Source organism: Photobacterium sp. 270122K (assembly GCF_059941365.1).
In genome coordinates, this window is the sequence record NZ_JBPOEN010000012.1 from 96,787 (window position 1) to 120,919 (window position 24,133).

Genomic DNA, 24,133 nt, shown 5'->3' on the forward strand with positions numbered 1-24,133 from the left:
CTCCTGCTTATGATTCACGAAATGCGCGGTAATACGAATTAAACAGCGGTGCCGTGAAATACTCCCACAGCGTTTGTTGCTCGAGCAAAATGAACACTTCCGTTGGCATGCCTGGGTACAACTTGATAGACGCTAACTGCGCAATTTCCGCTTTGTTCAAGCGCACTTTCACCCAGTAACCGGTCGGTTGATTGTCATTTGATAGGTTCACCCTGTCTGCCGCCACATGGATCACTTCGCCGGTCACGGGCGGCGTTCGACGCACGTTATAAGCACTTAACCGCACTTTCGCCTGTAAACCGTCATAAACCACATCAATGTCTTTCGGACTGACCAGCGCCTCTACTATCAACTCATCACTGTCTGGCACAATTTCCAAAATGACATCACCGGCATTGATCACGCCCCCCACTGTATGTACTTTCAACCCCACAACCGTTCCCGTATGTTCACTACGGATAGTGACGCGCTCTCGCACATCTTTTGCCACTTTTAAAGATTGTTTTACATCGCGCCATTGCGCATCCAACGTGGCTAACTCCGTGGCCAATAGCTTATCTGTTTCAAATTGATCCGCTTCGTACTCTTGATCCAACGACCGCAACTGCCCGCCAAGCACTTCTTGTTCGGCTTTTAATTCTGCCGCTTGTGCCTCAATACCCGCTTGGTGGCGCTGTAATTCCAGCATCCGTGTTTTTGACACAAACCCTTTTTCCAACAGTTTCGCCGTCATACGGATCTCTTGATTCACCAAACTTAACTGACGCGTAATGGCCTTCAATTGAAAACGCACACCGCGCAATTGCTCATCAAGCACCAATTTACGTTGCTGATATTGGCTTTCTTGCAACGACAACCGCATTACAGACTGCTGAAACTGCAACTGCTGCGCATTCAGTATGTTATTGCGTGCAAGCGCCACATCGGGTGACGTATTCTCGGTCTGAAATCCACTCCAATCGACATTCTTGGCATCATCCAGTTCCGCTTGCAGGCGAAGACGCTGCGCTTGTAACGCCATGGCTTTTAACCGTAAGCGATGAAAATCCGCTTCCGCTTTACTGTTTGCCAACTCCAACAGCACATCCCCTGTTTTCACATGCTGGCCTTCCCGCACATGAATGGCTTTTACCCAGCCCCCTTGCAAGTGCTGCACTTTTTTCCGTTGAGACTCCACCACTAACGTACCCGGAGCGATAGTGGCCGCACTCAGTTTGGCCGTCATCGCCCAAAACAGAAAGCCGCCGACGGTGATCGCAATAAACACACAGCCAAACACAATGAACTTGCGCGTGCTAAAGGTTGCATTATCCATGTTAGGCCTCTTTCTTTTTGGTTGTGGATCGCGTGGCTGATGATGCCGATTGTGCGCCTTTTCCTGCCGCTTTTACTGCAGAAGGTTCATCCACTACCTCACTCACATTGCCAAGGAATTGATCACAAGTACCGGCTTTTTCTATCTTGCCGTCTTTCAATACAATGACCCAATCCATTTGACGCAGGAAGCCCGGTCGATGACTAATCATGATCACGGTGATACTGCGTTCTTTGCAGTACTGCAACACAATGGCTAATGCCACCTCGCCTTCCGGATCCAAATTGGAATTCGGCTCATCTAACACCAACACACTGGGGTTAGAAAAAATGGCACGCGCTAACCCTATTCGCTGCTTTTGACCACCGGATAACTGCACGCCGCCTTCACCCAAATACGTGTCATAGCCTTGAGGCAAGGAAATGATCAATTCATGGATACAGGCTAACCGTGCGGCATGAATAATGTCGCTCGACGCCGCCTCTGAAAAACGGCAAATATTTTCCCCGACAGTACCGGCAAGTAGCCCCACCTCCTGCGGCAAATAACCAATTGATTGTCCGAATTGATCTTCCGGCCAAAGCGCGATGGAAGCACCATCAATTTTAACCGCCCCCATCGTGGGCTGGTGGATCCCCATGATCAACGCAGCCAAGGTGGATTTACCGGAACCACTGTTACCCATAATCGCCAATGCATTACCCGCCCCGAGTTTAAAGCTGATATTTTGCAGCACCGGTTCATTCATATGACGAAAACGCAGCCCGACATTGTGGAGTAACAACTCACCTTTAGGCGCCGGTAACGCCGTTTTATTCTCTGCTCGCTGCTGCGTCGGGTACGCTTTAAGGCGCTGATAAGCACGGTAAGCACTCAACCACGTTTTCCACCCCGTAACTGCTTGTTCAAACGGCGATAAGACACGTGCCATGATAATGGAGCTGGCAATAATCGCCCCGGCTCCCAGTGCATTTTGCAGCACCAACACAACCCCTACGGTCAGAATAATGGCTTGTAACAGTGAACGAAAATACCGACTGAGTGCTAACAATTGGCCCGTTTTTGCGTTTAGCCCCCATTGCATCATTAACAACTGTGCGTTGCGCTGACTCCATAGCCGCCCAATACTCTCCGCCATCCCCATTGCGCGTAGCATAGGGGCATTGCGCAGAAAGTCGTTCAACTCCATGCTGGTTTTATTGCCTTGGGCTTTCACCGCCTCCGTAGAGTCTTTGGCGGTATAGAGCATGACCACGGCCAGCACGCAAAAAATTGCACTGCCGATACACGCAACCAACCCGATGTAGGGATGTAAGAGAAACAAAATGAGAAGAAACAGCGGTACCCAAGGAATGTCAAAAATGGCCGATGTCGATGGCGTTACCAATAGCTGGCGCAACTCGGTCAAATCTTGCAATCCTTGTTTTTCAATCCGGTTTTGTTGAGAGGAATGGCGAATACTGTCAGCGAGGAGATCGGCGTTCAACGCCGCATCCAATTTCAGCCCTGAACGTTGTAATAGCAAAGTTCTGACATGCTCAATCACGGCTTGTGCCGTTAACAACCCGACTACAATCACAAAAAGCATAAGCAACGTATCGAGACTGCCACTGCCCAGTACCCGATCAAACAGCTGTAAACTGTAAATCGGCAAACTGAGCACTAAAAAATTGATCGCTAAACTAAACAAGGCAACAAATAAAATGTCCCTTTTACAGGCGCGCATCGCCTGACTGTATGTATCCCTGTTCAAGTTTCGGCTCCATGTATCCGAGAACAATACATAAAGTATAGACAGCGATGTTGATAAAAATAGGCAATAATCGTCGATATTGCCTACAGGTTTCAACTTGTGGGATAGTGCAGATGCACAACACAATTTCGCCCCTGTGCCTTGGCAAGGTATAGTGCCTTATCTGCCACGTCCATCAATTTAGAGGGTAATCCCGTCGACATGCTCTCCCCAGTCGCAATGCCAATACTGAGCGTCACACTATCACTGACCTCCGACATGACATGTGGAATGTGTAACATTGCCATCGCCGGTTGGATACGGGTCGTGACGACATTTTTCGCCTTTTCAGCGTCTGTATTTGGCAATACTAAAATAAACTCTTCACCACCATAACGACCGACAAAATCTTCATTTCTACAGCAATTACGCAAGGTTTTCGCCACCTGTTTTAAGGCGTTATCCCCTTCGTGATGGCCATAGTGATCATTAAAGCGCTTAAAATAATCAATATCGATCATGACTATCGAGCACATATTATTTCGCCCTACAGGCATATCTTTCCATGTTTGCCAAAAATGCTCCAATGCATGACGGTTTGACACCCCTGTCAGGCCATCGGTAAAACTGAGCATGGCTAATGATTTATTTAACTCTGTGATTTTCCCATTTTTATACTTGAGCAGTACCGCAAATAACACCATGCAAAACAATAATAATAGAGATAAAAACAAGGATATTCTGGACGTTTCTGATTGATGCTCTAACTTTTCAATTTTCGCTTCTTTGTTTTTTACATCAAACTTGCCGTAGATATACTGGGAATACTGCTCATTGTGGTCATCTCGCTGACCTTTAATAATAACATTGGCTTTTTCAAGGTAATCAATCGTCAAAGCCAGTTCACCTTTTGCCTTATAGCTTAAGTAAAGCTTCTGGTAAACATCATCATTCAAATAAAAAATATCACGCTGAACAATTAACTGCTCTGCTTTTTTATAGTAATCTATCGCTGGATCATATTCTTTTTTACGTCGATGAATATCACCATAAAGCAGATTTAATTTAATATCGAAATGATACAATTTCGTTGCTAGACCATCTTGAAAACGTTCTTTTGCCAACTTGATGTGTTGTAAGGCAATGTTATGATTGTTTTGACGAGAAAAAAAGTCCGCCTTGATCAAGTGAAGGTATGTAATCTGATTATCTTTAATGAATTGACGTGAGATCTGTTGAATTTTTTCTTCTGCGAGAAGTAAGTATTTTTCTGCGTTGGTAAAATCACCTAATTGAGAATACGCAGTATACAATTGATTCGCGATATAATAAACCGACTCTCCACCAGGTTCTTTCCCTTCGACTTCATAGTTAATCGCGTTAGTTAAGTATTTAATGGCATTCTTTTCATCGCCAAGTAACAGGTAGTCGATACCGATATCAGTCAGAATATGAATAACATCTTTATGTCTGTTCTTTTTACTATATATCTCTATCGATGTTAATTTATAATTGATCCCTTGAACGATGCGTTTTCCATTCCAGTAATTCAGTCCTAATGTGTAATACACATGTTCAATTTTTTTATACTTTGTTGCTTTGGCTAAGGCTAATGTTTTTTCCGTCTGCTGTATTGCTAGTTCAGCTCCTCTGTCTGAGTGTGATAAGTCATATGCACGAGCCAGTAAAATAGGGATCAACAAATTAATATCGCTCTTACCCTCATCGTATTTGTCAACGAGAGAAAAGCTTTCATTTGATAAAACAACCAACTTTAATTTCAATTGTACATAGCTTAATTCATAATAGAATCGAGCACGGAGTTCATCATCAACCGTCTCGTCAATATTATCCTTAGCTATGTTTAAGTAATCTAATCCAGATTGATATTTACCCTTATTTAACTCACTGTACCCGATAATAAAATGACTGATAAAACGCGTTGTTTTACTCTGACTATTAAGCCAACCCGCTTTCTTGATTTTCACCACTATATCGTTGTAATCGCCTTTTCTCATTGTGGGATTTTGATTAACAATACTATAGATTTGGTCAACAATAATACGAGGGACATCTTCTGAGTAAATTTCGACGTGAGATAACTTATTATCCTCTTTAGGCATCGTGCAATGCACATATATACCTATAGCGGAAATCAAAAAGAAACCAACCAATAATGTTATTTTTTTATTATTTATCATTTTTGTAGAATAACCATGAAATTTAACGCGAAAAATGGCACTTTTTTAGATTAAACCGACCATTTTTCATTCATGCTAATATAACGGAAAAAATACACATGCATTTTATAAGTGTATTATTTAGGAACGTCTGATAGTAATTTATCTATGAAAAATGATGAAGCGAATCCCCTCTTTTTTGCACTATCTGTGCGCTGTAGCACAGACCTAGACCCCTTTACCATCGCACTTTGACACTTTCATCACGGCATCGCACGTTTAAATGCGCCAAAAACATCCCCCATTTATAAAAAGATGCCCCCATTCGCAAAAAGAATATGTATCACGATTTGATCGCGCACCACATAGTACATTCACACACTTATATGAACGCACCCGCATACTTTAGCCAAAAACAGTGTCACCGTCATAGATACGCTAGAAGAATCTCTTGCATCAAACGTTTTATGGCAATTTCTCACTATAATCTGTTAAGTTATCATACTGTTTTACTTAGAGATTGGAGCGTCAATGGCTGATGGACAATGCCATTTATCATTCTACCGCAAGGGACTTGGCCTACTCATGGGCATAATGAGCCTTGCGGCTGTTGCCGATCCCGTTAATCATGAAGCCACATCCCCCAGCTTTTATGGTCACCGCGCGGTTACCCAAGTTGCCATTGAAGATACGCCTCCAAAAATTGAGTTTCAACGTCGTGCCATTGCGCCACCCATTGTGCTGACAGATACCGTCAACAATCATCAGGAATCGCCAACCACACCGCAATCCACCAGCCAAGATTTCCTCCACCCTCTTTCTGAAAAAGCGCTGACATACACAAAAGGTACGATTCCTTTAAGCCGTGATGAACGCTTGCTGGCCAAAAAAGCCCAATATTACATTGATAGAAATTGGCAAGCAGAAACCGGATTCATTAATTCGGTACAAGGCTACCCACACAGCACCATGTGGGACATTGCGAGCGGCCTGTCGGCAATATTGTCATTGGAAGGACTCGGCTTGTATTCCACTGAAGAAACCGAGCTTAAAATACAGCGTACTCTAGATACCTTATCATCACTGGTATTGTACGATAATCGACTACCTAATCGGGAATATAGCACTCACACCGCACAACCTTCTGGCAGCATGAGCCAAACCGCTCAAAAAGGTAATGGCTGGTCAGCGCTAGACATTGGGCGCTTGCTCATTTGGCTGGAAATCACCGCACGACACAAACCCCAATTAAAATCGGATATTACAACGATTTTGACCCGCTGGCAGCTTGATGACGCCGTGCACCAACAAACACTCTATGGTGAGAAAAACACGTCATACAAACGCTTTTATCGACAAGAAGGGCGCCTTGGCTACTTGCAATACACTGCACATGGATTTGATATGGCGGGCTTTGATGTCCGCAAAGCGTTTGCCGATGAACCGACCACCACAGCACAACTTAACGGTCATACACTCTACATTGATACGCGTAATCTGCCCTACTTTACCTCCGACCCGTATGTCTTACATGCTATCGAACTAGGGCGTACTGATGCATGGTGGGATCAACTCGATACACTCTTTACCCTACACAAGAAACAATCCCAATCAGAAAAAGCCTTGTGGATTTTTGCTGAAGACGCGCTCAATCAGGCGCCATGGTTTTCCTATAACAATATTTTCATTTACGGGCGAGCGTGGGTGAGCACGGCTCCCGGAGGTAAGCCAATTGAAAATCCACAAATTTTTAGCAATAAAATGGCGCTGGGTTTCAGCGTCCTGTTTCCTGAGGATCCCTTTGGGCAACAGTTACATCAACAAGTCATAGATAACAGTCTGCCTTACCGCGCGATACCGACCGGTGTGCTCCGCGATGCGGCACCCAATCTCGCCTTCAACATCAATACCAACGCCTTTATTCTGTCGGCGCTGTGGTACAAACATAGGGCCTATCAACCGCTGATCCTCGCACCATAGTCTTTTCACGCACCTGACTTTTCAAGCTGTCATTCTGTTACATGCCTTTTCATAGAAATTAATACCCACTCGCATTATAGGGTTTATCGTTCCCAACGCATCTCTTGTGCATTTGCATTTTGCTAAGATCAATTAGGCAAGCCTGTCTGCTTTATTTGCAAAATACAAATATGTCTCAGTATTGAAACACAATACCCGTTATATCGCGGTGTATCGACTGCTAATTTAGTAGTCACATATTTGCATATTGCTCACAGGGAACATTTTACTATGATGAAAAACCCGCTTATCTCCACACTGATTATTTCCGCCTTCAGCGTATACACGGGAGCGGCCATGAGTAACTCAGGCGTGTTTGATGATCCATTAACAGAACTGAATACCGCCATTTGGTGGAAAGCTGATGGGTGGAGTAATGGATTTCCTTTCTTGAGTCGATGGGAAGGTGAATCGGTCACTTTTGATGAAGCGGGCATGACATTGCACTTAATGCATGATCCCATTGCAGAGAGTGAATTGGCTTACCGTGGGGGAGAGCTGCGCAGTCATCATTACTATGATTACGGCTGCTTTGAAGCGGAGATTAAGGCGGTTAATGCCCCTGGGGTGATCACGGCATTCTTTTTGTTTGCGGGGCCTTACGATACCCCACCGGGCGGAAATGGCCGCCACAATGAAATCGACATTGAATTTCTCGGTCACAACACAAACCTACTGCAAGTCAATTACTGGACCAACGACGACAATTACGCCTATTCCAATGAGCGGATCATTTTTCTTGATTTCGATGCGTCGGAAGATTTCCACCACTACAGCATAAAATGGTCATCGGAGGCAATACGGTGGTACGTCGATGGTGAATTGGTGTATCTGGTGCATCAAAACACGACAACCCCCATCCCGAGCTCGGCGGATAGTCAATTGCGGATCATGGCAAACCTGTGGGCAACCGACCCAGCCATTGCGAATTGGGCGGGCACCTTTGATGAGGCTAGCCAAGCGAGTCATCAAGCCCATTATCGCAATTTTCGCTTCACGCCAGGCGATGATTGCGAGATAACTCAGTAACGTTTTATCCGTACCACTTTCATGTATTCGATGGTGAAACCCGCAATCACTTCACTGGCGGGGTAATAGGTCATATTCACCTTTGCCCCTTTTAAACTTTGGTATTTTTTCTGTCGTTTGAATTTAAACGGCACATCCACATTCTTGATCATCAAGGTGTGAAGGATCCAATCTTCGTCTTCACGCTGAGTGTGTGACACGACTTGTAGCCCTTCAGAATGCACGAGTTTTTCATGCGCACTCAGTAGCTTATCCATCTCTCTATTTTTCAAATGGCTAACCTGCGTATTAAAAATAAGACAACTTAGGGCATCTTATCTCACTACATTTAACTTGTCCTTAGGTCTTACCTCGTAACACTGGGTGCTATATGTTGCTTAACGCCACAATAATGCACCATAAACAAAAACAGAGTGCATAAGCACTCTGTTTTTTTCTATTCGCGATGGCAACTATCCAATCAAAACGAAAGGAATACGCCCGCGATCGTTGCACTCATCAAGTTTGCCAAGGTCGCCGCGAAAATCGCTTTAAAACCAAGACGCGCAATGTCTGGACGACGGCTTGGTACTACGCCCCCTAGACCACCCATCAACATCGCAATCGATGTCAGGTTAGCAAAACCACACAGGGCAAAGGTCACGATAGCCTGAGAATGCGCGCTCAGCTGATCTTTCACTGCCATAAGGTCAGCAAAGGCGACGAATTCGTTCACCGCAATTTTCTTACCGATCAAGCTTGCTGCAACCGTGGCTTCAGACCATGGCACACCAATCAACCAAGCAACTGGCGCAAACAGGTAGCCGAAAATCAGTTCAAGACTCAGGTTATCAAAACCGAACCACTCACCCACATGACCCAAGCCACCATTGATCAAAGCAATCAAGCTAATCACAGCCAACAAGCTCGCACCCACAGCCATCACAATTTGTAGACCGTTAAGCGCACCTTGTGTCGCCGCATCAATGATATTTACGGGATCATCATCGTGACTTTCTTCTTCGTCGTTAGTTTCATTGATGATTTCAGTTTGTGGCACCAAGATTTTTGCCATCATCAAACCCGCAGGGGCAGACATAAAGCTCGCCGCAATCAAGTAGCTGATGTCAACGCCAAGGCCGGCGTAACCCACTAGCGTACCGCCCGCAACAGAAGCCAAACCACCGACCATGACAGCAAACAATTCAGAACGGCTCATTTTCGCAAGGTAAGGACGAACAACCAATGGCGCTTCTACTGAACCGACAAAAATATTCGCCGTCGCAGACATAGATTCCGTACGGGTTGTGCCCAGTACGCGCTGCAACAGGCCGCCGATAGTGCGGATCACAAAACCCATTACACCCAGGTAGTACAACACAGAAATCAAAGCCGAGAAGAAAACGATGGTTGGCAGTACGTTGACTGCAAAAATGAAGCCCAGCTTAAATTGTGCAAGTTGACCGAACAGGAACTCAGTACCAACACGACCGTAGTCAATGATGCCTGACACCCCTGATGACACGCTGTTCAGGATCTCACGACCGACAGGGACATAAAGGATAAACCCCGCAAAGATCAATTGAATAGCAAACGCACCACCGACGGTACGCCAATTGATTTCACGACGATTTTCAGAAAAAAGAACTGCAACCGCAAAAAGCGTAATAACGCCTAGCGCACTGACCAGATAATTCACGGTCAAACTCCACAAATTTATTAGTAAACGATTGCGGAGGCATTCTATTCAGATTAAAAACTGTGACAAGGATCAACTTGTTACACCTGTTTACAGTTTTTATACATCAAGGCAGGATATGGCGCATTCTTCGTCGAATACGGCGAAATATGTGAGATTGGTTCAAATGCGGGATACTATTGTCACACTGAGTGACAATAGTGCCGTTACTACGAGGAAAAAAACCAGGTAAACGTTCTCGTTATGATTAATTTGAATACAGCGGACACCAAGTATTCTCAAAAGGCCTATTTCAGCACTTTATCCCAATAAACAGGCTCACCGATGTGATGTCGAATGAAATCAACAAATGCCTGCACTTTTTGGGGTAAATACTTATGTCGAGGGTAAACCGCATACAACGGCATGTATTGGGACAAATGCCAATCCGGCATTAAGCGAACCAAACGCCCTTCTTGAAATTCTTTATCCAATAAATAAGTGGCGAGATACCCAATACCATGTCCAGAAACCGCCGCGTCAAGAATGGCATCCGCCGAGTCGACCCGAAAATTCCCCGTGACTTTCACGCTCAGTGACGCTTCACCTTGCTGGAAACTCCACAGATTGTCTTTACGTTCACGGCTGTAATACGTAATACAGTTATGCTGCTTAAGATCATCCGGATGATACGGTACGCCATGTTTAGCCAAGTAATCTGGGCTAGCAGCCAACACAAAGTGGCAATCAGCCAGATGACGCGCGACAAACCCTTCGGGCGGCGAATCGGTCATGCCAATCCATAAATCCAATTGTTCTGCAATCAGATCAACACGGTGATCAAACAAGCTCATTTCCACATCGAGCTGTGGGTATTGCAAATGAAAATCGGCGATATACGGGGAGAGATGGTGGCGGGCAAAAGATTGTGCACTGCCTACCCGCAGTACGCCTTGCAAACTGTCTGTGCTTTGCAGCAATGCGCTTTCTGCTTCATTTATTTCACCCACAAGGTTCGCGCAATGTACCGCAAACCGTTCACCGGCTTCGGTTAAGGCAAACGAGCGCGTGGTACGTTGCACCAATTGCACCCCTAGCCGTTCTTCAAGCTGTTGGATTTGCTTGCTCACTTGGGTACGGGAAATATCGAGCAGTTGTGCAGCTTTGGTAAAGCTACGTTGATGGATCAGTGCGTTATACACCACCATTTGTTGGGCTTTTTTTATCATCATCGGCTGTTTTGTTGCGGATGGGGTATCCCCTGTCTGTGGTTATCATAACCCATTTCCACAGGGAGCGACCAAAAGAAAAAGGGCCTTAAAAAAGGCCCTTTCGATCAGTCAGTTGAAAGTGCCGTGCTTACAACTTAAAGAATGACAACTGTTGCTTCTGCTGTTCAGCAAGGCGTGACAATTCATTACTCGCCATCGCGCTCTGGCTAATACCAGCGACATTCTGATTGATGATCTCAGACATGTTGCTCACATTACGGTTAATGTCTTGTGTTACCTGAGACTGCTGCTCAGCAGCGGTAGCCACTTGCGTGTTCATATCACTGATCTGCAATACCGATTCGGTAATGCCCACCAGCGCATCATTGGCTTGGCTAGCTAAAAGTTGGTTACGATCAAGCATTTCAAGGCTGACTTGCATGCTATCGTTCGCATTATTAGATTGTGATTGCAGCTCTTCAATGATGGATTGAATTTCTTGTGTTGACGATTGGGTACGCGCCGCCAGCATACGCACTTCATCGGCGACCACGGCAAAACCACGGCCAGATTCACCGGCACGGGCCGCTTCAATGGCGGCATTCAGTGCCAACAAGTTTGTTTGCTCTGAAATACCGCGGATCACTTCGATCACTTTGCTGATCTGCTCAGATTGATCGCGCAAGCGCGTCACCACACCCGCCGCTTCAGACAGCGTTTGTGACATCTGTACACTGGCACCGCTGCTTTCTTCAAAGATGCTCAAACCTTGGCGTGCCAGTGCATCGGTTTGCTTTGCCGTTTCATCGGCAGCCGTCGCATTATCACTCACATTGTCAGCGGTACTCGACAATTCGTTCACTGCAGACGCAACCTGATCGATCTCATTTTGTTCTGACTGTGCGTTCGCTTCCGACTGTGTCATCACCGCCGCCAATTCGGTGGCTGCTGACGCCACATCTTCACTGATGCGGATCATTGAATCTACCGTGGTGCTTAATTGCTTCACCGTATTATTCACATGACCACTTAACTGTGCCATTTCATTGGTACCGTCTTGCTCAGCACGCACGGTTAAGTCACCGGCCGCGACGGCTTGCATCACCTGCTGTAGTTTCAAGATCGGATTCACAATTAAGCCCGACAACCACCATGCCATCAGCAGTACAACCACAAATACCGAGCTAATCACCACGGTTGCTGTCGACATCACTGCATCATTGTCCGCATTACTTTGCGCCAATTCACGCGTTGATACATCGTTCACATGTTGTGATAGCTGATTAATCGCCGTCACCATCTCATTACCTACATTGCGGTATTGGTTAGTGAAGTTGGTGAACTCTGTGCTCGTCACTTCGCCGCGCTGATAACGGTCAAAAAAAGCCACAGCACGTTTTGAGTAATCAATATACGCGTCAATCGCTTTACCCACTTGCTGGGCCTGAATGCGGAACGCGGCTTCTTGCGCAATCACCTGAATATCATCACGCAGCGCACTGCTTGCTGAATTTAATTCATTCATAAAGCCGCTACGGCGGTTCGCATCGTAAATCGCATAGACCGCACTGATACGTAACGGATAAACACGATCACCGATTTGCGCTAACGTGTCTTTATACGTAATTAATTGCTGTGTGGTTGAAGAGACTTCGTGTTGTTCTTCTACAAGTTTGGTTTTCGTCGTTAATAGCGCAACAAAGAGCACAACAACCATCAACATAACAGGCAATAGAACCTGATAACGAATGGAGATGTTTTTTAATGAAAATTGCATGATAGCCCCAAGGGAAGTAATTTGTGCCGCTTCCATGCGTCTATTTTTCGTGTATTTCCAGCGCGCGAATATAGATCTTGATCGCAAAAATGTCTATCGGTAAACACTGATTAATCAATAAGATAGATGGCATATTTTCGTCAGTTTCCAGATGAAATACAGCCATTATTTTGACCATTCAAAAATTACCCATTGTTTTTCAATGAGATAACCAAACACCTCTATATTTATTGCTTTAAAAATAGCCTATTAGCATGACCGTCATAGAGTGTTCAAACTTCTGAAACATGATTGTCATATTTCTTCCCTAATCTTGGCCTCGTTCATTCAAAACCTATTGGCAATGTAGCCAAACGAATAAGGATTAGGAAAATGAAAACACAGGTTATTGGTGCACTAGCCCTAGCAGGTTCAATGGTATTCAACCCCGCTGTCGCTAATGAGACGGTATCCGTTGTAGGTTCTAGCTCCGTATCCCCAATCATGGAAGTATTGGGTGAAACCTACGCACAATCACACGATGTAACGGTTGAGGTACAAGGCCCTGGCTCTTCAGCGGGTGTACGTGCTGCACACGACGGTTCATCAGACCTCGGCATGAGTTCTCGCGACCTTAAGAGCTCTGAAAAAGCCGATAACATTAAAGAAGTGGTCATTGCTCGTGACGGTATCGCCGTCGTTGTTCACAACAACAACACAGTGACTGACCTCTCTAAAGAAGACGTAGCAAAAATCTACAAAGGCGAAATCACTAACTGGAAACAAGTGGGCGGTGAAGACAAGCCTATCGTTGTTGCAACCCGAGATACCGCATCAGGCACACGTGGCGCATTTGAAGACATCATGAAGCTGAAAAAGAAAATTAATGGCATCAAAGTGTCAGCGATTTCACAGCGTGCACAAGTGGCAAGCGGTAACGGCCAGCTAAAAACCATCGTTGCGAACAACCCTTTTGCTATCGGCTATATCTCTCTTGGCTCGGTTGACGCTTCAGTGAAACCACTGGCTATCGACAACCACAAGCCTTCGATTGCAGCCATCAAAGCGGGTGACTACAGCGTACAGCGTCCATTCCTTGTCGTGTACAAAGAAGGCCGCCCTTCTCAAGCTGCATTGAGCTTCTTAACATGGGTACAAAGCCCTGAAGGTCAAAAAATCGTTGCAGATAAAGGCTTCATCTCTATTAAGTAAACCCTTTTATCGGTCATCGTCAGGTGACGATGACCGATTTTTTTATTGATTCCTCGGTATTGGACTAAACCTTGTTTAACCGATATCTGGAGTAAGAACTATGACCATCGCGAATAATATAGCTACTTCAAGCAAAAACACATCGCTAAAGGCCAAAGACAAAATTGATTGGCGCGAACTGTTTTTCAAATACCTTTTTCTTTCAAGTGCAGTACTTGGCACGCTTTCACTCATTTTAATTGGGTATTTCATTTTCCGTGAAGGCTATGCAGCTTTTGCCCATGCCGGTGTCGGTAACATCGTATTAGGCAATGATTGGCTTCCGCCTGCTTTATACGGTATTGCACCCATGATCGTTGCGTCTGTGGTATCCACCGCCGGTGCTGTGGTTATCGGTGTGCCGGTCGGTGTTTTGACCGCCATCTTTATTGCTGAAGTGGCACCTAAGCGCCTTGCCAACATCATCCGTCCGATGATTGAGTTACTCGCAGGTATCCCTTCGGTCGTATACGGTTTCTTTGGCCTTGTGATTATCGTGCCATTGATTCAAGACGTATTTAATGTACCTGCAGGTAACACCGTACTGGCGGGTATCGTTGTACTGGCAGTGATGATCCTACCTACCGTGATCACCGTGTCTGAAACCTCTATCCGTGCCGTACCACGCACCTACAAAGAAGGCTCATATGCCCTTGGCGCGTCACAGATGTTTACGATTTTTAAACTGCTTGTTCCCGCTGCACGCTCGGGCATCATGACCGGGGTTATCCTCGGTGTAGCACGCGCACTGGGTGAAACAATGGCTATCATCATGGTGATGGGTAACTCCCCAGCCATGCCAGAAGGTTTATTAGAATCGGCTCGTACGCTAACAGCCAACATTGCGATTGAAATGTCTTACGCAACCGGCCTACATGCAAGCGCACTGTATGCCACCGGTATTGTGTTACTCGTTTTCATCATGATGCTAAATGCTGTACTTCTTTATCTAAACCGTGAGCGTGCGAGGTAATTACTATGTCTTTACAAGGTACAAATACCGCAAAGCAGCGGATGAAAGATAACATTTCATTAGGCCTAATTTGGGCGGCTGCATCAATTACTGTGGGTTTTCTTTTATGGGTAGTCTGGTACATCCTGAGCAACGGTTTGTCTCATGTGAACTGGTCATTCATTACTAGCGAATACACCACTATCGGCCAAGAGTCCGGTATCTGGTCAATGATTGTTTCCACCCTGTACATGGTCGCCGCCTCTATCGGTGTTGCTGCACCGTTGGGGATCATGACTGCAATTTACCTAACGGAATACGCCAAAGTCGGCAGCCGTTTGGTGAAAGTGATCCGCTTTTGTACGGAATCACTGGCGGGTATTCCGTCCATTATTTACGGCTTGTTCGGTATGACGTTCTTCGTGGTCGTCATGGGCTTTGGTTACTCGATTCTGTCAGGCGCCCTGACGTTGAGCATCCTGATCCTGCCGGTCATTATCCGTACAACTGAAGAAGCATTAATGGCTGTACCACAAACCTACCGTGAAGGGTCATACGGTTTGGGGGCATCTAAGATTTACACCATCTGGAGACTCATTCTACCAAGCGCAATGCCGGGTATTGTGACCTCTATTATCCTCAGCGTAGGTCGTGTTATCGGTGAATCTGCACCGGTGTTCATGACAGCAGGCATGGTTGCACGTATCCCAGAGAGTGTTTTTGACTCTGGCCGTACCTTGACTGTGCACTTGTATAAGTTAACGCAAGAGCTTTACACCATTCACGAATGGAACCAGGCATATGCAACTGCCACCATTCTGATTGTGATTGTTCTGCTGATTAACTTAATGACCAAACTGATTGCTAGCCGTTTCAACACTGCGACTTACTGATTTTTGAGGAAGAGAAATTATGAACAAATTTAATATTGAAAACCTGAACCTTTTTTACGGCAGCAACCAAGCACTGAAAGAAATTTGCTTGCCTATTCCGAACCGCCAAGTAACGGCACTGATTGGTCCGTCAGGTTGTGGTAAGTCAACGCTGTTGCGCTGTCTGAACCGTATGAACGACCTGATTGAAGGGGTGAAAATCAATGGTCGCCTGACTATGGACGACCAAGATGTGTACGGCAACATTGATGTCGCGCAGCTACGCATTAAAGTCGGCATGGTGTTCCAGAAGCCGAACCCGTTCCCAATGAGCATTTATGAAAACGTGGCTTACGGTCTGCGTGCACAAGGGGTGACGGACAAGAAACAGCTTGATGACGTGGTAGAGCAATCACTGCGTGGTGCCGCACTGTGGGATGAAGTGAAAGATCGTTTGAAATCACACGCCTTCGGTTTATCCGGTGGCCAGCAGCAGCGTCTGTGTATTGCCCGTACGATTGCGATGCAGCCCGAAGTAATCCTGATGGATGAGCCGACCTCAGCGCTTGATCCGATTGCGACCAAAAAGATTGAAGATTTGATGGAGTCACTGAAAAAAGACTTCACCATTGTTATCGTTACCCACTCCATGCAGCAGGCACGCCGTATTTCCGACCGCACCGCCTTCTTCCTGATGGGTGAACTGGTTGAACACGATGACACCCACGCATTGTTCACGAACCCACGTGATGATCGCACCCGTGGTTACGTAAACGGTGACTTTGGCTAATCCCTACTCACAAACGCTATTCCACACAATAAGACTTCCTCAATGTCTTATATCGCGTGAATCGAATAATAACAGCGATGGTAAAACTTGCCCCCACTCGTTGGGGGCCTTTTTTGCCTGCTGATCCCCCGCTTATTTTCTCCACAGCAACATATATACATACCACATTACACACTAACGTTACGGTTATTTCTTTCTCGTTTTGCTTGCCTTGTCACCAAATAAGTCTCTCTGACAAAAAGAGAATTCACTACAATTAGTAATTATTCCGTCAGTGTCAGACATAGAGGTATCACAATGCGCTGGTCGTTACTTTTTCTTCTTTTCTTCAGTTTCCATCTTTTTGCTGAATCGGCGCCTGCCGAGTCACCCACAACCGCAGATAGCGCAGAAGTAGCTGAAGCTCGCGTCACACTCTCCCCGTCAGAAAAAATTCTCGAAAAAATTGATACGCTTGATGACGATCTCAAAGTCTTAGCCAAACAAGCGTCGGGCAAAACCGGCACAGCCAAAAATGTCATCGACATGCAGATGCTAAAGAAAAATGAAGAGATCCGTACCGAAGTGCAATCTCTGCTCAATCAGCATAATGACGATGAAAAACCGTTAGTCATCAAGCTAGTTAACGAGCAAGTGGCCTATTTAAAGTCAGCTATCGACTTTTTATATAAACAGCTCACCGATCAACAAAATGAAATCGATAAAGCCGATCCTGAACAAAAACTGTTGATGCAAAAATCCTTACAGGAAACCACCGGCCTTTATCATCAAATGCTCAAAGAGCAATGGATCAATTTCCGTTGGTTAGATCGCCTTGGTGTACCCAAACCCAAAGAAGCGGCGGCACTGGTAGAAACCGTGCGTCAACGATTAGATTTCATGTCGGCCATGCTCAGCTTTGACAGCCAACAAGAAGAAACGCTGAACAATCAGTTGAAGGCCGCGGCGGAAGGAGAAAAAGCCACACTGCAACTGCAACAAATTTTAGCCCAGCGTAAAGTCGAAGGTGACATCAATGCTGTGCAGTATCTGGCGGATCTCGGTAAAGAGATGGGACTGGAAACCACCGACTACACCAAACAGCTGTTTGAAACCACCGGTAACCTGACCAACGAACTACTTAACGTAAAAGTGATCATTTCGATCCTGTCCGGTTGGTTCGATAACATCAAATCTTGGTTACTTGAGAACACCCCGCAAATGCTGTTCAAGTTGTTCATCTTCTTGCTGATCGTATTTGTGTTTAAAATTCTGAAAAACATCACCCGCCAGATTGTGACCCGTGCAGTGTCATCCCCGACCCTGCGTATGTCGCAATTAATGAAAGATTTCTTTATTTCCATCACGGGTAACGTGGTGTTGTGTATCGGGCTATTGTTTGCCTTGGCACAAGTCGGGTTAGATCTCACCCCTATCCTGACCGGTTTCGGTGTGGCCGGTGTGATCATCGGTTTCGCGTTGCAAGATACCCTCTCCAACTTCGCCTCAGGCATGATGCTGCTAATATACCGTCCGTTCGATGTGGACGACTTTGTCGAAGCCGGCGGAACATCTGGCAAGGTGAGCCACATGAGTCTCGTCAGTACCACGATTAAAACCTTTGATAACCAAATATTGATCGTCCCCAACAGTAAAATTTGGGGCGATACCATCAAGAACATCACCCATGAGCGCGTACGTCGCGTCGATATGGTGTTTGGTATTGGTTACAGTGATGACGTTGAACTCGCCGAACGTGTACTGCATGACATTGTGACTGAACACCCAATGGTACTGCGCGCACCGGAAGCCATGATCAAGTTACACTTGCTCAATACCTCCTCGGTGGATTTCATTGTGCGTCCATGGGTAAAAACCGAGGACTATTGGGATGTGTACTGGGACATTACCCGTGAAGTGAAAATGCGCTTTGACCGTGAAGGGATTTCGATTCCGTTCCCACAACAAGATGTGCACATTATCACCACGCCAGAAAAGAAAGCCTGAATCGCGCGCCAAACCGTGTGATCCGGTACCATCAACACAGGGCAGCTTAATCTGCCCTGTTACTTTGTCTCATGGCTAGATTTCATGAAAGATGCATAGTGAGATAGCCCCTGCTCCCAGTTTTCATTGTTATTCACACAGGCATGACATAACGAACCCACATTTCTATTTCTTCTTTTGCTATCCTGAGATATATTTGCTTGTAAGCAATAAAAAACAACGTGCAATTGTGCTTCGTTCAGCGATTCGCCAATACGTAGTACAAGGGCACTGGATTTCTGCCCCGATGCAGAAACCACACACCGAAGCCACTTTTTTGGGACAAACAAAATGAAGAAACGTTTTCTTGCCGCGCTAGTACTACCTATGATGCTAGCGGCTTGCGCCTCTAACGACAGCAACAACGAACAGGTACAGACGATGACAAATCAAACTGATATCGCTGCACAGAACTGGGTATTGACTAAAATCGACAACCAAGTGATTTCGACAGAAACTCAGGCGCCAAACCTTCAGCTAGCGTCTGACCTAAATGCAAACGGCAACGCGGGCTGTAACCGCTTCTTTGGCCAAGCAGAGCTGCAAGACGGTAAACTGCGCATTGAAAAAATGGGTCTAACCATGATGGCATGTCAGGGCCCTGGCCAAGACATGGAACAAGTGATGAGCAAAATGCTGATGGACTGGAGCACGGCGACAGTTGCTGGTGACGAGCTAACGTTGAAAAATGCATCACACAGCCTAACATTCTCTCGTGCTGACGCTGAATAATCGCTTCTGCCGATGAATACCTGAAACGCCTGCCTCTGCAGGCGTTTTTTGTTTCTACGGCTGAAAAACGCAGGAAGTAGATAAGAGAACATGGATGAGCATGGGTGAACATAGGTTAAACCATTAACGAATGTGGCTCAGTACCGCGGTTGGCTGGGACTGGGCTTTGATCTTTGTCGCCCGAATCATATTTCGCCCACTGCTTTTGGCTTCATACAAAGCATTATCGGCCAATTCATAAATGGTTTCTGTGGTATGATGCGCTACAGTATCTAATGACACCACCCCAATAGAGATCGTGACCAAATCCGACGTGCTTGATCCCCCATGCGCGATCCCCAACCGTTCTATCGCCATACGGCACTGCCTTGCCACCACTTCACCATTGTTGGTATTAGGCAAAATAACACCAAACTCTTCCCCACCGACTCGCGCTAACATATCCGCAGGACGCCGCAATACCCGCTCTAATTCACTCGCCACGAGTTTTAAGCAGCGATCACCCGCTTGATGGCCATAGGTATCATTAAACGCTTTAAAGTGATCAATATCGATCAACAATAACGCCAGTGGCTTACCTTCTCGGCTCGCTCGGCTGAATTCTTTCACCAAGGTTTCATCAAAAAAGCGGCGATTTGCCACCCCGACCAATGCATCCATCCGGGTGAGCCGTTCGAGCTTTTTGTTACTGGCACTTAACTGTTGATTATGCGCATCCAAATTCTCGAGCAATACCTGATGACGACGCATTAACACCCGCCCGTAATACGCCAACACACTAAATAGCAATAACACACCCGCAAAAACATACAATGGAAGTGCTGTGCGCCGCTGATCAAAATACGCTTGCATGGGAACCGCCTCTATCACCCACTCTCGCCCGCCTTTGGCAAGCACGGTGCGTGTCACTTTCTCTGTATCCAGCCAAAATCCAACCTTTGATGTGACTGCGACGGGCGATGTGGCTGTGACAGACGGGGAGGCAGGCGTAACATTGTATAGTAGGGCATGATCAGGGGAGGCTTGAAGATCCATCACGCGATAATGCATCAGGGAAGATTCAGCGACAGGGAAAAGGGCCTGCATAATGTCAGATAAGCGGATATAACCGAGAATAAAACCTTCCAGCATTTGTCGACGCATTGTGCGCGTCAATGGTTCAACCTGACGATAGACCGGTAACACCAACTGCACACTGCCATTTGTTTGTGGCAGCATTCCCCGCTCGACACGTTCAGAAAGCTGCAACGTGCCGCTGTCACGAGCCTGATTTAATAAGGTGCGTTGCAGTGCATTAGAACCTAAATCGTACCCTAACACCGCTTCATTACCCGCCAGCGGGGCGACACTGTGTAACGGATAGTAATCCGCACGTTCTGTCGCCGTCACCATGTCACCCGACGCCACACGTTCTGTAAAATGGTAATCAGAGAGCACTTTCGCCGCGGAATCTTCATGCGCCGTTCGTTGTGCCGCCGGTACCCAGGGTACCCACGCTAACGCTTGCAGAGGGGAATGTTGCGCCATCACCTGTTCAGCCAACGCAGCGAAGTTGTCTCGCGCCAATACGCCCTGATATTCGTAGGCGAATTTCAGGCTGTGTAATGCACGAATATGCGAATCTATCGATTGTGACAAGGAATCCGCTTTTTTGTCGACCTCTCGTTCAAAGTCGCGCTGAATATGGGTCGTTTCTAATTGGTAGACAATCCGAAACAATACGCAGGCCAGTATTATCCCAATGACAACAGCGCACACCGTGATGGAATACAGTCGGCGTATCATGTGAACCCTATGCTTGAATGACGATGCCTTAAGTAAAGACAACTCTGTTTAAAATTCAACTTGTTGCTTATTTTTCCCTGCGAAAATAGGGGCATTTCACAGAACCCATGCGTCATGATGATAATTGCCGAGCAATGACTCTTTCTTCATCACACTGTCATGCTTTTGAGGTATTCATAAAGAAACCGCCACAACACGCTGGTTTACACATAAAAAAAGAGCGCCACTGCGCCCTTTTTACCGTTCATCGTTAAACGTTTTACCTGCCTGATAAAGATTCACCTCACCGGCAGAACACCGCTTACACCGCCTTCGCTTGCCACTGCTTACGCAACTGTTTTGCCGCTTCGACCATATTGGTCAGTGCCGCTTCAGTCTCTTCCCAGTTACGGGTTTTCAGACCACAGTCTGGGTTGATCCACAAACGCTCAGCCGGTACCAAACTTTCCGCTTTTTCCACCAAATCCACGACTTGCTCGACAGTCGGAATATTCGGTGAATGAATATCGTACACGCCCGGACCAATTTCATTCGGATAGGAAAACGCTTCAAACGCTTTAAGCAATTCCATGTCTGAACGCGAGGTTTCAATGGTGATCACATCCGCATCCAATGCCGCGACAGACTGAATAATGTCATTGAATTCGCTGTAACACATGTGAGTGTGAATTTGCGTGCCCGGCTCCGCGCTGGCGGCCGAAATCTTGAAGGCTTTCACGGCCCAATCGAGGTACGTTTGCCATTCACTCGCTTTTAGCGGCAACCCTTCACGAATAGCAGGCTCATCAATTTGAATCACCTTAATGCCTTTCTCTTGCAAATCCGCCACTTCATCACGCAGTGCTAACGCAATTTGGTTGGCAATGGCTTCACGGGTCAGATCTTCACGCGGGAACGTCCAACCCAAAATAGTGACGGGGCCCGTCAACATGCCTTTGACCGTTTTCTCCGTCAACGACTGCGCATAACGCGTCCATTCAACGGTCATCGGTGCGGAACGATAGATATCTGACACAATCACCGCTGGCTTCACACAGCGGGAACCATAACTTTGCACCCAACCAAAACGCGTGACAGCAAAACCTTCAAGCAACTCGGCGAAATATTCCACCATGTCGTTGCGCTCAGGTTCACCGTGTACCAATACATCCAAATCCAAACGCTGCTGACGCTCAATGGCATCGGCAATGTGCCCTTTCATGGCCGTGTTATAGTCTTGCTCTGACAAGCGGCCGGCTTTGAAATCACTGCGCTGTGTGCGTATCTCGCTGGTTTGTGGGAAAGAACCAATGGTCGTGGTTGGCAGCAAAGGTAAACCAAGCGACTGACGCTGCACACGGGCACGTTCTGCATAAGGCAGTTTACGCTCCGCCAACGCATCGGTAATGGCAGCAGAACGCTGACGGACATCTGGATTATTTACCAAGGCACTGGTTGCACGGGCTTTAATCGGTGCGCTGTAATGGACACACCTTGCGATAGCTTCGCTGTCACCGTCCAAGGCACTTGCCAGTAACGTTACCTCGTGACACTTCTGCTTAGCAAACGCCAACCATTCACGCACCGTTGGGTCTAAATCGGTTTCTAATTCAAGATCGATGGGCGTATGCAGCAATGAACATGACGTGCCCACCCACAAACGATCGCCCAGTGCGTCTTTCACAGGTTGTAGGCGTTCAAGCTGCTCGCTCAAATCCGCACGCCACACGTTGCGCCCATTAATCACACCGGCTGATAACACCCAATCATTTGGCAAGGCAGCAACAACGGCATCTAGCTGCTGCGGCGCGGTAGCAAGATCGACGTGCAAACCGTCGACCTTTAGTTCAACAATTTTATCGAGGTGGTGCGTGATGTGGTCAAAGTAGGTCGTCAACAACAGTTTCGGTCCACCTTGGATCACTTGATACGCAATCTTAAATGCATCGCGCCAAGCATCTGGCAATTCGAGAGCAAAAACAGGCTCATCAATTTGCACCCACTCCACACCCAGTTTCTGCAATTTGGTCAGAATCTGTTGGTATGCCACCAGCAAACGAGGAAGCAGTGATAAACGGTCAAAGCTGTTTTCTTCCCCCACACCGTCTTTTTCTTTCCCAAGCCACAGGTATGACACAGGCCCCAATAGCACAGGTTTAACGTCTTTACCGCTAGCCTTCGCTTCCGCCACTTCTTCAAACAATTGCTGCCAGCTCACGGTGAACTCATCGTCAGCACTGAACTCTGGCACAATGTAGTGGTAGTTGGTGTTAAACCACTTGGTCATGTCAGAAGCGGCACACGCACACCCGGTTGGCGCTTTACCACGTGCCACACGGAACAAGGTATCGAGATCAGGAAAACCGTTACGGTGGCGTTTTGGCAAATGGCCCAGCAGCATACTGGTGCCTAATACATGGTCGTACCACGCGAAATCACCGGCAGAGACAAAATCCAGCCCCGCTTCAGCTTGGTCAGCCCAATGGCGCTGACGTAGTTCGCTACCCACAGCTTTCAATGCATCCTGACTGATCTCGCCGCGCCAATACTTTTCTTGGGCAAATTTCAGTTCGCGTTGGCTACCGACACGTGGGTAACCCAAAATATGTGTTTTGGTTGCTGTTGTTGTCATCTTTCATCCCTGCCTTTCAAATGCGTTGATTCAAATTGTCACGACGTATGCTTCATTCAGATACGGCGTTGATGAGAGGTACAATGAAGCAAGGCATTATGATGAGCAATTTCTAATGATTAATGTTAAACATGAGCATTTTTCATACACACATCATCAACACCCTTGTCTCTCGCCACGATTAGCGTGTTAAGCCTCGTCATAATCACTTAGCCG

17 protein-coding genes are annotated in these 24,133 nt (G+C 46.6%); 8 read left to right on the forward strand and 9 right to left on the reverse strand.

The features are described 5' to 3' along the window. Window positions 1–7 precede the first annotated feature (7 nt). The 3 genes from ACSF8W_RS19525 to ACSF8W_RS19535 all read right to left on the reverse strand — a co-directional run bounded on the left by ACSF8W_RS19525 (window position 8) and on the right by ACSF8W_RS19535 (window position 5,248). Window positions 8–1,315, reverse strand: coding sequence for an HlyD family type I secretion periplasmic adaptor subunit (locus ACSF8W_RS19525; protein ID WP_500848823.1), 1,308 nt, complete (start codon window positions 1,313–1,315; stop codon window positions 8–10). Window position 1,316: 1 nt separating this feature from the next. After that, a complete protein-coding gene (locus ACSF8W_RS19530) occupies window positions 1,317–3,068 on the reverse strand; it encodes a type I secretion system permease/ATPase (RefSeq protein WP_500848824.1) in 1,752 nt (583 codons plus the stop codon). 92 nt (window positions 3,069–3,160) lie between these two features. Then, a complete protein-coding gene (locus ACSF8W_RS19535; RefSeq protein WP_500848825.1) occupies window positions 3,161–5,248 on the reverse strand; it encodes a tetratricopeptide repeat-containing diguanylate cyclase in 2,088 nt (695 codons plus the stop codon). A 510-nt stretch (window positions 5,249–5,758) separates the two neighbouring features. Between ACSF8W_RS19535 and ACSF8W_RS19540 the strand changes: the two genes are divergently transcribed. Together ACSF8W_RS19540 and ACSF8W_RS19545 are read left to right on the forward strand one after the other, a co-directional pair. Further along, window positions 5,759–7,207, forward strand: coding sequence for a DUF3131 domain-containing protein (locus ACSF8W_RS19540; RefSeq protein WP_500848826.1), 1,449 nt, complete (start codon window positions 5,759–5,761; stop codon window positions 7,205–7,207). 336 nt (window positions 7,208–7,543) lie between these two features. After that, window positions 7,544–8,275 carry a family 16 glycosylhydrolase gene (locus ACSF8W_RS19545; protein WP_428476109.1) on the forward strand — a complete coding sequence of 244 codons (732 nt, stop codon included), beginning with the start codon at window positions 7,544–7,546 and terminating at the stop codon, window positions 8,273–8,275. Here ACSF8W_RS19545 and ACSF8W_RS19550 read toward each other — a convergent pair. From ACSF8W_RS19550 to ACSF8W_RS19565, 4 genes are all read right to left on the reverse strand, one after another. After that, on the reverse strand, window positions 8,269–8,532 hold the full coding sequence (locus ACSF8W_RS19550) for a hypothetical protein (protein ID WP_428476110.1): 264 nt from the start codon (window positions 8,530–8,532) through the stop codon (window positions 8,269–8,271). The two genes, ACSF8W_RS19545 and ACSF8W_RS19550, sit on opposite strands and share 7 nt — an antisense overlap. Before the next feature lie 203 nt (window positions 8,533–8,735). After that, a complete protein-coding gene (locus ACSF8W_RS19555; protein WP_428476111.1) occupies window positions 8,736–9,953 on the reverse strand; it encodes a NupC/NupG family nucleoside CNT transporter in 1,218 nt (405 codons plus the stop codon). Between the two features lie 287 nt (window positions 9,954–10,240). Next, window positions 10,241–11,161: a LysR family transcriptional regulator gene (locus tag ACSF8W_RS19560; protein WP_428476173.1), complete on the reverse strand. Its 921-nt coding sequence runs from the start codon at window positions 11,159–11,161 to the stop codon at window positions 10,241–10,243. Window positions 11,162–11,291: 130 nt separating this feature from the next. Beyond that, window positions 11,292–12,920, reverse strand: a complete 1,629-nt coding sequence (locus tag ACSF8W_RS19565; RefSeq protein ID WP_500848827.1) for a methyl-accepting chemotaxis protein — start codon at window positions 12,918–12,920, stop codon at window positions 11,292–11,294. 372 nt (window positions 12,921–13,292) lie between these two features. Between ACSF8W_RS19565 and ACSF8W_RS19570 the strand changes: the two genes are divergently transcribed. The 6 genes from ACSF8W_RS19570 (at window position 13,293) to ACSF8W_RS19595 (ending at window position 19,521) form a co-directional block, all read left to right on the forward strand. After that, window positions 13,293–14,111 carry a phosphate ABC transporter substrate-binding protein gene (locus ACSF8W_RS19570; protein ID WP_428476113.1) on the forward strand — a complete coding sequence of 273 codons (819 nt, stop codon included), beginning with the start codon at window positions 13,293–13,295 and terminating at the stop codon, window positions 14,109–14,111. A 100-nt stretch (window positions 14,112–14,211) separates the two neighbouring features. Next, the gene (gene pstC, locus ACSF8W_RS19575; protein ID WP_428476114.1) at window positions 14,212–15,123 is read left to right on the forward strand and encodes a phosphate ABC transporter permease subunit PstC; all 912 of its coding nucleotides are present in this window, start codon (window positions 14,212–14,214) and stop codon (window positions 15,121–15,123) included. A gap of 5 nt (window positions 15,124–15,128) precedes the next feature. Beyond that, window positions 15,129–15,995 (forward strand): phosphate ABC transporter permease PstA, encoded by an 867-nt coding sequence (pstA, locus tag ACSF8W_RS19580; RefSeq protein WP_428476115.1) that lies wholly within the window; start codon window positions 15,129–15,131, stop codon window positions 15,993–15,995. A 19-nt stretch (window positions 15,996–16,014) separates the two neighbouring features. Further along, a complete protein-coding gene (pstB, locus tag ACSF8W_RS19585; RefSeq protein WP_500848828.1) occupies window positions 16,015–16,764 on the forward strand; it encodes a phosphate ABC transporter ATP-binding protein PstB in 750 nt (249 codons plus the stop codon). Between the two features lie 297 nt (window positions 16,765–17,061). Continuing rightward, window positions 17,062–18,750, forward strand: a complete 1,689-nt coding sequence (locus tag ACSF8W_RS19590; protein ID WP_500848829.1) for a mechanosensitive ion channel family protein — start codon at window positions 17,062–17,064, stop codon at window positions 18,748–18,750. Window positions 18,751–19,080: 330 nt separating this feature from the next. Then, entirely contained in the window at window positions 19,081–19,521 is a 441-nt protein-coding gene (locus tag ACSF8W_RS19595; protein WP_500848830.1) for an META domain-containing protein, read from the forward strand. Window positions 19,522–19,644: 123 nt separating this feature from the next. Here ACSF8W_RS19595 and ACSF8W_RS19600 read toward each other — a convergent pair whose 3' ends face one another. Further along, the gene (locus tag ACSF8W_RS19600) at window positions 19,645–21,306 is read right to left on the reverse strand and encodes a sensor domain-containing diguanylate cyclase (protein ID WP_500848831.1); all 1,662 of its coding nucleotides are present in this window, start codon (window positions 21,304–21,306) and stop codon (window positions 19,645–19,647) included. A gap of 301 nt (window positions 21,307–21,607) precedes the next feature. Then, window positions 21,608–23,917 carry a 5-methyltetrahydropteroyltriglutamate--homocysteine S-methyltransferase gene (gene metE / locus ACSF8W_RS19605; RefSeq protein WP_500848832.1) on the reverse strand — a complete coding sequence of 770 codons (2,310 nt, stop codon included), beginning with the start codon at window positions 23,915–23,917 and terminating at the stop codon, window positions 21,608–21,610. Window positions 23,918–24,133: the final 216 nt, after the last annotated feature.

Coding starts and splice junctions, on each gene's coding strand:
- metE (WP_500848832.1), bottom strand. CDS start 23,917: ATGACAACAACAGCAACCAAAACACATATTTTGGGTTACCCACGTGTC.
- pstB (WP_500848828.1), top strand. CDS start 16,015: ATGAACAAATTTAATATTGAAAACCTGAACCTTTTTTACGGCAGCAAC.
- ACSF8W_RS19570 (WP_428476113.1), top strand. CDS start 13,293: ATGAAAACACAGGTTATTGGTGCACTAGCCCTAGCAGGTTCAATGGTA.
- ACSF8W_RS19590 (WP_500848829.1), top strand. CDS start 17,062: ATGCGCTGGTCGTTACTTTTTCTTCTTTTCTTCAGTTTCCATCTTTTT.
- ACSF8W_RS19550 (WP_428476110.1), bottom strand. CDS start 8,532: ATGGATAAGCTACTGAGTGCGCATGAAAAACTCGTGCATTCTGAAGGG.
- ACSF8W_RS19525 (WP_500848823.1), bottom strand. CDS start 1,315: ATGGATAATGCAACCTTTAGCACGCGCAAGTTCATTGTGTTTGGCTGT.
- ACSF8W_RS19565 (WP_500848827.1), bottom strand. CDS start 12,920: ATGCAATTTTCATTAAAAAACATCTCCATTCGTTATCAGGTTCTATTG.
- ACSF8W_RS19560 (WP_428476173.1), bottom strand. CDS start 11,161: ATGATAAAAAAAGCCCAACAAATGGTGGTGTATAACGCACTGATCCAT.
- pstA (WP_428476115.1), top strand. CDS start 15,129: ATGTCTTTACAAGGTACAAATACCGCAAAGCAGCGGATGAAAGATAAC.
- ACSF8W_RS19540 (WP_500848826.1), top strand. CDS start 5,759: ATGGCTGATGGACAATGCCATTTATCATTCTACCGCAAGGGACTTGGC.
- pstC (WP_428476114.1), top strand. CDS start 14,212: ATGACCATCGCGAATAATATAGCTACTTCAAGCAAAAACACATCGCTA.
- ACSF8W_RS19535 (WP_500848825.1), bottom strand. CDS start 5,248: ATGATAAATAATAAAAAAATAACATTATTGGTTGGTTTCTTTTTGATT.
- ACSF8W_RS19595 (WP_500848830.1), top strand. CDS start 19,081: ATGAAGAAACGTTTTCTTGCCGCGCTAGTACTACCTATGATGCTAGCG.
- ACSF8W_RS19545 (WP_428476109.1), top strand. CDS start 7,544: ATGAGTAACTCAGGCGTGTTTGATGATCCATTAACAGAACTGAATACC.
- ACSF8W_RS19600 (WP_500848831.1), bottom strand. CDS start 21,306: ATGATACGCCGACTGTATTCCATCACGGTGTGCGCTGTTGTCATTGGG.